We start from the raw sequence: 10,850 nt of genomic DNA, 5'->3' as shown, positions 1-10,850 counted from the left end.
TAGAATGGATGTTACTGATACAAATTAGAGTCAGTTAGATGAATGCGTCTATGTAAGGATGCGTAATGAGAATTAACAGTATTCTTCAAGGAGTTACTTGACCCCGTCCGGCTCAGAGACTATGTTATGCTGTTGTTTAGCCACCTGTAGCCCATACAATGTAGAAGAACCTTTCTTTGAACTCTGCGACAATCACTTTGTAATTCCATTCATCTGCCATCTGCATGGCACCGACAAATGACTGAAAATCAGTCAAACTGAAATGCTCGATTAATTCATTTGGGCAAAAGGACGTGAGCAAATCAGTATAACTGTGCGGAGCTAACACCTGGCAGCAAGTAAATGTACCCCTTTCTAATTCTTTTTGAAGCTCTAGTGGCAGAGCTTGCAACAGTTCAGAATATGAGTTTGCGCTTTTAACTTCAAAATCATAGCAATTTTGCATATCGGCGCGGAATGCCGCAATCCAAAAATGTAGAGCATCGCAAAAATCCGACTTTAATCCCCAAAATATTTCAATACCATCTTCGTTTCCGAGCATGTCACAATTTGCTCGTGTAAACGACTCACGTTCAAGCGAGGGCATGTTTATTGACAAAAGAGTAGCGAATTGGCTTGTAAGCTCATCTCTTGTAAACATGAAATCCATTTAGCGCGTTGCCTGCTGAGATCTGCTGTGACAGCATAACGACTTGGTTGAGCCGTTGAAAATAACGTTGACATTTCCGCCAGCAACGGTCAAAATCCACCCCAACCGAATTGTTGGGCTGTGCAATTTACAGAAATGTAAGCTCTTTGAGTACGTGGCTAACTATTTTCATCTTGCTTAAAAACAAGCGCTAGATGTACCTCCTACTGGTTGTCACTTCTGTGCTTGATCCAGCCGATAATTGCTGAACTCCCTGCTTCCATAAATTTTCTCTCATTTGCGTCTACTGGATGAACTAAAGCATCAATTAATACAAATTCGATTCCTTCAGATAGATCAGATTCATCATATGCTTGCTGCGCTCCTCTAAATACTGCTGCCTTGTAAACTGCTGGCATCGCTGTTGCAGGCACCATAAGGCCAAATCCTTCACCATTACATTCTTCTTCCAAAGAAAAAAACTCTATTCCAGCCTTTGTAACAGGTGTAATACGAACGCGAATAGCAGCAATCCCACCACAATTCGATTGTGTTCCTGCTCTTGCCACAATCGTTCCATCTTCTTCTAATTTAAAGCGCTTTTTTGATCCGAAAGTCATAACTGACGAAACCGTGTTGCCACTGCTAAAAGTTTCAACTCATGGGGCTAAAATGCAGCCCAAATCGAAGTTGTGCGGCAGCAGGTAATTTTGACCTCTTGCTGATAGCCTCTGTGCTGTCCGCACCAATGCAGGGTTATGCCGCGCATCGACCAAACTTATTTACGCGGACTCGTTCATTTTCTGTTGAAGTTGTTGAACTTCTTCGATCGATAATCCTGTTCCACGGGAAACGGTTTCAATTGGTAAGCCTTCTCGTAATAAGTTGTTGGCGATTTCTCTTTGCTTTCTCGCCTCTGCTTCTTGCTCAATAGAGCGATAAATGACAGATTCCTGCATGATGTCCCTCCGCAGTAGCCGATAAATCACTTCTTCCTCTAATCTTATCCCAGCCAAAATTGCTGAAGCAGCAGTCAGATTTGCCTGTATTATCGGGTCTGAAATCTGATCAACCATTTGGGCAACTTGTCTCAGCGTTGCCTCTGCATCAGAACTTTGACCGAGAATAGCAAAGGGAGTCAATCCAGGATACCGTAGAAAGATCTCGGCAGGTTGCTCCCACAAACAATATCGAACTCGTGACGAGTGTGCTCTAACGTAAAGCTATTTTGTCGAATAAGATTAGACCCAGTGGGCTGAAGGTACACTACGACCTGCCGCATTGTTTTGTCTGGATAGCGCCTGTACACTCGCACACGATAATCCAGCATCCGGAATGGAATATCCCGTTTGGGGCGGGTTTGGAATTCCAAGTGTAGAACTAACTCATTCGACTCCAGCAAAATTAGGGCATCAGCTCGAATCGGATCGAGGGAGAGTTCAGACGGTTTTAGCTCCGTTAGGGTAACTGACTGTCCCAGGAGCCAACTAGCGAAATCAGCAGAGAAGTGTTCAGCAAGGAATCGACAGGTATCGTCATACATTTAATTGCTCACACCATCCATTCTGCAATCTTCCATCTGGCATGATTGTGTTTACAAAAATAGCACCTTCTAGTCTGACATCTCTAATTTCGGCATCCTTGAAGTTGGTATTTGTTAGGTTTGCATTCCACAGCCACACTTCGTTCAAGAAAGTGTTACTCAGGTTTGCATTTGTTAGATCGGCTCCGTCCAATATGGTTTGCATTATCCTGGATCGACTCATGTTTACTCCACTCAAATTCGCATTCGATAAAGTACATTGATCCAAAATAGAGTCACTGAGATCGGCTCCACTAAAGTTGGCATTAGCTCCTGCACACATCTCTTCTATGTTTCTAAGATTTGTGCCACTTAGGTCTGCAAAGCTAACATCACAACAAGCCATATCTGCTTTACGAAAGTTTGCGTGCCGAAGATTTGCTCTCGTTAAATTCGTGAACATTAAATTTGCACCTGTTAGATCAGGGTTGCTCAAATTAATGCCACTGAGATCTAAACTATTTAGATCTGCATACTGCAAGTCTAGATTGGAAAAATCTCTTTCACCCTCTGAGTAACGTCTTAGTATTTCTTCCACCTTGCGATCGACTTTTGAAAAATTCTTTGCCATGCAATTACCTTAAAAACCGTACGCAGCACATTGATTACCCATCGGTATAACTATATATATTGTGCGGAAACTATCCATCTAACACCCCATATCAGATGGATAGGCAGACAGTTTCCGCATAACATCCCAAGTAGGGTAGATAGATGGAATCTTTCCGTATGGTGTCCTCGTTAGGATAGATAGATGAAAAGCTCTACTCAATTTGGCTCTCTTGTGACCTATCTTCTTCACCTGCCGTTTCCCCGCTCTCTTCTCCCTGACCTAGCAACGGCAAAAACTGACGAATCAGCCCAATCGTTACAGCGGGAAGCTCTAGCTGTGGTGTAAATCCAACATCATCTGATTGATAAAAGGCTTTGATCGCCGCAGGATTCAGTTCGGTTAAACGTTGTCCTACCTTTGGCCCAGTGAACTCTGATTCACGTCCCCAAATTAAGGCGGTAGGTACTGTCAATTGAGTAATGTATTGCGTTAAGTCAAAACACAAATCTCCACGTACAAACGAGAGTGCTGCATATTCAGCATTGGGCTGTTGCGCCGATTGAGCATAGGCTTCTATTAGTTCAGGGTAAACTCGCTCAGAATGAGCAAACTGGCGTTGTTCAAGATAGCTACGAATGCCAAACCCGGTACTGACACCCGTACTGTACAGCAATCGATCCAAAATAGGAGTGCTGGCAAGCTGGGTAAAAAAGTTGGTTTTGTAGGAATCACCAAACTCTGAAAGCCCTGCTGCCGTGGTTAGAATCAGCGATTTAAACAGATCGGGACGGGCGATCGCCGCTCGAATAGTAAAAGCAGCCGTCAATGCAGATGCAACCACTGGTGTAGCGCCATCACAGGTTTTCTCCATGAACTCAATGATGGTGGTGATGTAATCATCAATCGTGTAATTGCGCTCTGGGTGAGCCGATCGCCCCCAGCCAATTAAATCAGGAGCAAGTACCCGATACTCTGCCGCAAAGGCAGGATAAACCTTAGACCACTCATAGGCAGAGGAACCGCCACCCAATCCGTGTAAAAACACCAACGTATCACCGGAACCTGCTGCCGTGGTACTAACCCAAGGCTCACCGCTGTTGCTGTAGTAGACCATCATTCCCAAATGAGTCGTGATGGAACGCTGTTGAAAGCCGGGAGGAATAAACATAATAGATGATAGAAAACGCGACGGTAGAGGACGGGAGCAAAAGACAACAGCCCTTCTTCTCTTCTACCCTCTTTCCCCTGCCCCAGCACATCGTTCTCAGGTTGAGTTCGCGCTTCGCTGCCGCTAATAGCCTACATTTACAGCCGTTCTCAATCGAGTCAGCCACAGCCTCGCCAAGATGGGTGTGGGGTATATGGTTTGAGGTGTGGTGAATGCAAAAAAAATGGCTGTAGTTCAAAAAAACATCTTCCGGTAGAAGACAACTGCGCTAAAAGTTTCAATCCTGGTAGTGTTGCCCCCAAAAGCTACTCTAGCCAGACGTTATCGATGATGAATATTCTGTGCAGCGATCGTCCCCCCCAACGCGTTCATCCCCTCGCGGCAGGCACCTTACTGTTATTAACAGGATTGCTGGGTAGTTGCTCAATTGAACGGTTCAGACAAACCTCGCCAGGGCAGCCGATCGCACCTCAGGCAACCACGGCAGATCCAGCTAACCAGCCAACAGCAGCACCAATTGAAACCAATTTTGTGGAACTGGCGTTGGAACGGGTCGAACCCGCCGTCGTTCAAATTGAAGTCTCTCAAACCGTGCAAACGCAAATACCAGACGCATTTAGAGATCCGTTTCTTCGTCGCTTCTTTGGAGACTCGGTACCCAACGCGCCAGCAGAACGGATTTTGGAAGGCATCGGTTCTGGCTTCATCATTAGCAGTGATGGTCAAATTGTGACCAATTCCCACGTCGTTAGCGATGCCGATACCGTCATGGTGACGCTTTCCGATGGACAGGTGTTAGAGGGGCGCGTCTTGGGCGACGATCCGGTGTCAGATATTGCAGTCCTCCAGGTTGAGGCCAACAATTTACCAACGGTGACGCTCGGCAACTCAGATCAGGTGCGGCGGGGACAGTGGGCGATCGCGATCGGCAACCCGCTAGGACTCGAAGAAACAGTAACCGTTGGCGTAATTAGCGCCATCGAGCGCTCCAGTGGCGACGTAGGCGTTCCAGATAAACGGCTCGACTTCCTGCAAACCGATGCCGCGATCAATCCCGGTAATTCTGGTGGGCCGTTGGTCAACGCTCAGGGAGAAGTCATTGGTGTCAACACCGCAATCATTGGGGGGGCGCAGGGGCTTGGCTTTGCCATTCCAATTAACACAGCCCAAAACGTTGCCCAGCAACTCATCAGCCAGGGACGGGTTGAATATGCTTACCTTGGCATTCGGATGGTGCCCATCACCCCCAGAACCAAGCAGCGACTCAACAATTCCCCCAATTTAAATCTGCAAGTGGATGTGGATCAGGGGGTTCTGGTGGTTGATGTTGTCCCCAATTCACCCGCAGCACGGGCTGGAATTCGCCCCGGTGACATCGTTCAACAGGTGAATGGGCAAGAAGTTACCAATGCCAATCAAATTCAAACGGCTGTTGACGAGGCGGGAATTGGCGGCACATTGCAACTGCAAATAGTCCGACGCAATCAAACAGTTGCAGTGGATGTTCAACTGGAAGCGTTGCCCACAGAAGACAGTTGAGCAACCGGGTTAAAGCCATCGGATCGCTGCCCCCAGCAGCAAACGATCTCCACCTGAACGTGGCATCAACTCAACCCATTCGAGCCGCTATAGAATCAAGATATGACAGTAACTTCACCCAACACCCAATCCAACCAACGAGCCTGGACGAACGGCATCCTCCCCGTCGCCAAGGAGTTCGCTCCCACCTCTTTACCCATTTTGGCAGGTGCGGTTCCTGCCGGATTACGCGGCACCCTCTACCGCAACGGGCCAGGACGGCTAGAGCGAGGTGGAAAGAGAGTGGGGCACTGGTTTGACGGTGACGGTGCCATTCTGGCGGTGCGATTTAGTGATGCCGATCCGGTCGGCCTGTATCGCTACATTCAAACAGCAGGCTATTTGGCCGAATCAGAAGCGGGTCAGTTTCTCTACAGCAACTACGGCATGACCGAACCCGGCCCTCTCTGGAATCACTGGTGGAAGATGGTGATGAATGAGGTTCCGGCTAAAAATACGGCAAACACCTCCCTGTTAGCATTACCCGACAAGCTGCTGGCGCTGTGGGAAGGCGGCAAGCCCCATGCGATCGACCTCACCCATTTAAACACCCTGGGCATTGATTCCTTGAATGGCTTGGCAGACGATCAGCCGTATTCGGCGCACCCCCAGCGCGACCCGGTAACGGGCGAAATTTTCAATATGGGAGTCAGTGCGGGGCCAAATCCTAAGCTCAACGTGTATAAGAGCGATCGCACTGGCCGCATTGTTAAAAAAACAGCCATTCCGCTAGACGGCATTCCGCTCGTTCATAGCTTTGTTTTGGCTGGGCAATATCTGGTCTTTTTTGTGCCACCTGTGCGGCTCAATGTTTTGCCTGTACTAGTTGGGGTGAGCAGCTACAGCGACGCATTAGAGTGGAAAGCTAATCAAAGCACCCGCATTTTTGTGGTCGATCGCGACACCCTGGATGTAGTTAGCCAGGGAGAAACTGAACCCTGGTTTCAATGGCATTTTGGCAACGGTTGTGTAGCAGATGGCTTGATTACTCTGGACTTTGCCCGACATCCCGACTTCACGCGCACCAATCAATACTTAAAAGAAGTAGCGAGTGGCGAAACCCATACCGCCTCTCCCAGCCAGCTCTGGCAGGTGCGGCTTGACCCCAAAACAGCAAAGATTAAGTCCTTGCAGGAAGTGGTGTCGCGCAATTGCGAATTTCCGGTGGTGCCGCCTGCTCAGGTGGGGCAACCCTGGCGCTACACGTTCCTATCGGTTCATCATGCGGATGCAGAAATTAGCCGCGAGATCTTTGGCTCGATCGCCCGTTACGACTACCAAACCGATACATTAACAGTCGCAGAGTTGGGCGACCATCGCTATCCAATGGAACCGCTGTATGCCGCTGATGCCTTACATCCGGAGCGAGGATGGATATTAACCGTGGTTTTTGATGGCAATAACAACACCAGTGAAGTCTGGATTTTTGATAGCGATCGCCTCAACGATGCCCCCGTCTGCCGCATTGGCTTACCTGAAGTCGTTCCAATGGGCTTTCATGGCACCTGGAACCCTGCCGCCTGATTGAATCACGGATTGCCTGACCAATCGCAGGCACCCTCTGGACAAGGGCATAAGGGGAACTGTTCAGTCAAAAAAGGGGGAAGGGCGATCGCCTTGATACCAATATCCGGTAAGCTTGACCCAGGCTTAGAGGATGTTTGAGGATGTTGAAAGAGTAGCAAATGTCCTGCATTCGCCCCCTAAATCCCCCAGAATTGGGGGACTTTGAACGAGAATCGGCTCGGAAGTCCCCCATCTTGGGGGATTTAGGGGGCGGTTCGAGTGACGTTCAGCACTTTTCAAACATCCTCTTAGACCAGTCCTGCCGTTCCACCCGTCCACAATGCCATCCGGATGCAGAACCATTCACACGCCACCGAAACCGTTTCACCTGGGTCTCAACGTCTAGAGCCAATTTGTCCGCCCTTTTCGTTGGTGCTACCCGCTTACAATGAAGAACAGGGAATTGGCATCACCCTCGACCATTTGCAAGATACCTTTCGCGCCGCTGGCTGTGAGTACGAAATTGTAGTGGTCAACGATGGCTCTACCGATAACACAGGTAAGCTGTTGCGCGATCGCCACGACATTCGCTTAATTGAACACGTCGTCAATCGTGGGTATGGAGCAGCGCTCAAGACGGGCATTCGCCACGCCAAATATCCTCTCATCGTCATTACCGATGCAGATGGCACCTATCCTAACGAGCAAATTCCGCGCCTGGTATCGCTGGCCGATGAAGCCGATATGGTGGTGGGGGCACGCACGGGAGCAAACGTACATTACTCAAAACTGCGTAAAATTCCAAAATGGTTTTTGGTGCGTTTTGCTCAATGGGTTACGGGTCGTCCCATTCCAGACCTCAACAGCGGGATGCGCGTTTTCCATAAAGCCGTCGTTGAAAAGTTTTTGAACATTCTGCCAGATACGTTCAGCTTTACAACGACCATTACCGTCGCCATGCTGACCAATTTCTATGTCGTGCGCTATGTTCCCATTGATTTTCATCATCGCGTCGGCAAAAGCAAGATTAAGCCGATTCAAGACACATTGCGCTTTGTTCAACTGATTTTGCGAACTGGCGTTTACTTTGCGCCCCTCAAAGTATTCATGCCCATTGCAGGTGTCTTCTTTACGGGATTCCTCATTACGCTGTTTCAAGATGTGTTCGATCGCCGCGATTTAACAGAACGAACGCTGATTCTGTTTGTGGCGGCAACGCAAGTCTCAATGTTTGCGCTTCTGGCCGATATGATTGATAAACGCAGCGGCGGTTCTTAGAGGATGTTTGAAAAGTAGCAAATGTCCTGCATTCGCCCCCTAAATCCCCCAGAATTGGGGGACTTTGAACGAGAATCGGCTCGGAAGTCCCCCATCTTGGGGGATTTAGGGGGCGGTTCGAGTGACGTTCAGCACTTTTCAAACACCCTCTTAAACCAGAGCAGTACGTAAATTCTGGCTTCACGCTCTTATTGCAAGTTTAAAACCAGCTTGTCCAGGAGAGCATCTCCGCCATGAGTGAGGTAATCCTGAGCGGTGGTAATTAGAGCGCTGAGATTGGTGGCATCGGCATTGTCAATGTCGTCGTAGGCTCGGTTCAACGGCGTTTGGAACCGAAAATAATTGCCATCCGTCAGCAGATGGTGAGCAATGTAATCGACCGCATCGGCAGAACCGTCAAACAACACATCAATGAGCGGCATCACCCACTCTAATGCACCCCACTCCTGAGTTTGACGGGCATAAATGGGTCGAGTGACTTCACCCGTCCCGAATGAAGCGACTACAAAATTTTCCAGATCAATCCGTTCGTCTGACGATCGCGCCTTGTTAATTCGTACCCCTTCCGCGATCGCACAGGCCGTGGGGTTGTTGGCAACAATGCCCCCATCAATCAGCGGCAATTCTTGATTGCCAACCTGTAACAGATGCGCCGGAAAATAGACCGGAGCAGAGGAAGACGCTTTGCACACGTCCCAGAGCCGTAGTGAGTTGTAGTGGGGGCGATCGTTTTTTAGCACCAGGGCTTCTCGGTTCACCGTATTGTAGGTAGTGATCAGGGTGGGCTTAACGCGCAAATCACTTAACCGAGCATCACCAAACACCTGCTTCAACACCCTCGCTAACCCCTCACCATCATACCGAGGAGCGTCTAACCCTTCACTTAGGGTGCGTCTCAGTCGGCTCCAGAGCCGAGCCGCACTGGTCGGAAACACCGTGCGGCTCTGGTGCAAATAAAAATCGACCACGGTTTCAGTATCAATGCCCAGGGATAGAGCGCAGCCAATAACGGCTCCTGTCGAGGTTCCGGCAATCAGGTCGAAATGTTGCCAAATGGGCGATCCCAGCTTCTTTTCCAGACGGTTGAGCCAAATGGCAGCAACAATGCCCCGCACGCCACCGCCGCTGATGCTGAGAATGCGATACTTTCCGTTTGTCATAACCGTGCCAATGTCGAAGCGTGATTTTACTCGATCGCCGTGCGGATCGGCTGGTGAATAACTCGGATGAGAACGGCGTAGAGAACGGCAGCAATTACAATACCGTTGAGAGGCGCAATCCCAAATTGGGATTGTGCCGAGAGATAAGCGCTGATAGAGGCAATCACATAGGCAATGATGCCAGCCCAATTGAACGCGGGTAGAGAGGTCCTTAAATCAGGAAACCGTCCCCGATGACGCAACCAGAAATCAACCATGATAATACCGCCCACCGGAGGAATCACGGTTCCCAAGAAAATCAAATAGGGAACCAGCAGATTGTAGATGCCAGCTAACGAGAAAACCAACGCCAGCGTTGCCCCACCCAAAACGAACCACGTCCGCTTGCGAGTGCGGAACATATTAGCCCCCGCAACCGAAAAGGCATAGATGGTATTGTCTTGCGTTGTCCACACATTAAGAATCAGCAGTACCAGTCCGGCTGCTAAAATGCCCTGCTGTGCCATCGCTTGCACAATATCCTGGGTGCCATACACCAGCGTACAAAAGGCACCTGCGAACACCAGCAATCCATTGATCAGGAAAAAGGCAACCAGGGTACCAATTACCGCATTCTTGCCGCTATCAGCAAAGCGGCTCCAGTTGGTAGACTGAGTTCCCCCCGAAATGAACGTGCCCACAATCACGGCTAATGCTGCCCCAAACCCCAGTTCTTCTCTGGGTGCGATCGCCTGCAACTCAGCAAACGTGCCACCATCGCCAACCGCCAACGTCAGCGAGATCGCAATGAGAATCAACATCGCCGGAACCGCCAGACGGCTGAGCCAATCCATTGCCGTGTAGCCAAAGTAGGCTGTAGCACAGAAAGCATAGTTAAAGAACAGAATGATCAACCAGTTAATAGAGGGCGGCAAGCCAATGAGTTGATTCAGGGCATCGGCAACAAACGCGTTGGTCACCGCATACCAACCAATTTGAGTGAACCCCAGCACAAAATCGACCCAGCGAGAGCCAACATTGCCAAAGCTAAACCGCGCCATGAGAACCGTGGTTAAACCGCTTTTGGCGGCAATAAAACCGAGCGCTGCACAGTATACACCCAGCAACAGGTTGCCTATTAAAACCAGGAGCAAAATGTCTGTAAACTGAAAGGCAGGGCCAATGGTGCCACCCGCAAACAGGGTCGTTGAGGTCAGTGCAAACCCCATCAGCAATGGAGCCAGCGACCACAACGGCTTGCGAGACTCTGGTGGAACAGCACTCAGGGGATAATCTTCACCCGCTTGCGATCGATCAACACTCCTAACATTTGATATCACACCCATATCTCAATATCTCTTTCACGAATGTGCCTGTCGCTATAGGGCTTATTGTCCAGTGTCATGTAAGACTGAACG

General features: G+C 49.3%; 9 protein-coding genes and 1 pseudogene. 3 read left to right on the top strand and 7 right to left on the bottom strand.

The annotated features are described in order from the left end of the window. Positions 1-136 precede the first annotated feature (136 nt). From IQ268_RS26785 to IQ268_RS26765, 5 genes and pseudogenes are all read right to left on the bottom strand, one after another. Positions 137-541, bottom strand: a complete 405-nt coding sequence (locus tag IQ268_RS26785) for a hypothetical protein (protein ID WP_193885627.1) — start codon at positions 539-541, stop codon at positions 137-139. Between the two features lie 311 nt (positions 542-852). Then, complete coding sequence (locus IQ268_RS26780) at positions 853-1,248, bottom strand: hypothetical protein (RefSeq protein WP_193885625.1); 396 nt, start codon at positions 1,246-1,248, stop codon at positions 853-855. Between the two features lie 162 nt (positions 1,249-1,410). Beyond that, a pseudogene (locus IQ268_RS33560) lies at positions 1,411-2,171 on the bottom strand (Rpn family recombination-promoting nuclease/putative transposase). After that, positions 2,164-2,781 (bottom strand): pentapeptide repeat-containing protein, encoded by a 618-nt coding sequence (locus IQ268_RS26770; RefSeq protein WP_193885623.1) that lies wholly within the window; start codon positions 2,779-2,781, stop codon positions 2,164-2,166. The pseudogene IQ268_RS33560 and the gene IQ268_RS26770 overlap by 8 nt, the downstream one beginning before the upstream one ends. Before the next feature lie 193 nt (positions 2,782-2,974). After that, the gene (locus IQ268_RS26765; protein ID WP_193885621.1) at positions 2,975-3,931 is read right to left on the bottom strand and encodes an alpha/beta fold hydrolase; all 957 of its coding nucleotides are present in this window, start codon (positions 3,929-3,931) and stop codon (positions 2,975-2,977) included. Between the two features lie 327 nt (positions 3,932-4,258). Between IQ268_RS26765 and IQ268_RS26760 the strand changes: the two genes are divergently transcribed. The 3 genes from IQ268_RS26760 to IQ268_RS26750 all read left to right on the top strand — a co-directional run bounded on the left by IQ268_RS26760 (position 4,259) and on the right by IQ268_RS26750 (position 8,293). Next, positions 4,259-5,470: an HhoA/HhoB/HtrA family serine endopeptidase gene (locus tag IQ268_RS26760; RefSeq protein ID WP_193885619.1), complete on the top strand. Its 1,212-nt coding sequence runs from the start codon at positions 4,259-4,261 to the stop codon at positions 5,468-5,470. Positions 5,471-5,572: 102 nt separating this feature from the next. Further along, positions 5,573-7,033, top strand: a complete 1,461-nt coding sequence (locus IQ268_RS26755) for a carotenoid oxygenase family protein (protein WP_193885617.1) — start codon at positions 5,573-5,575, stop codon at positions 7,031-7,033. A gap of 333 nt (positions 7,034-7,366) precedes the next feature. Next, positions 7,367-8,293, top strand: a complete 927-nt coding sequence (locus tag IQ268_RS26750; RefSeq protein WP_193885615.1) for a glycosyltransferase family 2 protein — start codon at positions 7,367-7,369, stop codon at positions 8,291-8,293. Between the two features lie 188 nt (positions 8,294-8,481). Here IQ268_RS26750 and IQ268_RS26745 read toward each other — a convergent pair whose 3' ends face one another. Then, positions 8,482-9,453 carry a patatin-like phospholipase family protein gene (locus IQ268_RS26745; RefSeq protein WP_193885613.1) on the bottom strand — a complete coding sequence of 324 codons (972 nt, stop codon included), beginning with the start codon at positions 9,451-9,453 and terminating at the stop codon, positions 8,482-8,484. Between the two features lie 26 nt (positions 9,454-9,479). After that, positions 9,480-10,778 (bottom strand): cytosine permease, encoded by a 1,299-nt coding sequence (codB, locus tag IQ268_RS26740; protein WP_193885611.1) that lies wholly within the window; start codon positions 10,776-10,778, stop codon positions 9,480-9,482. Positions 10,779-10,850 lie beyond the last annotated feature (72 nt).

The sequence above is a fragment of the Oculatella sp. LEGE 06141 genome (assembly GCF_015207605.1).
GTDB lineage: Bacteria > Cyanobacteriota > Cyanobacteriia > Elainellales > Elainellaceae > Oculatella.
This window is presented reverse-complemented; position numbering and strand designations above follow the sequence as displayed.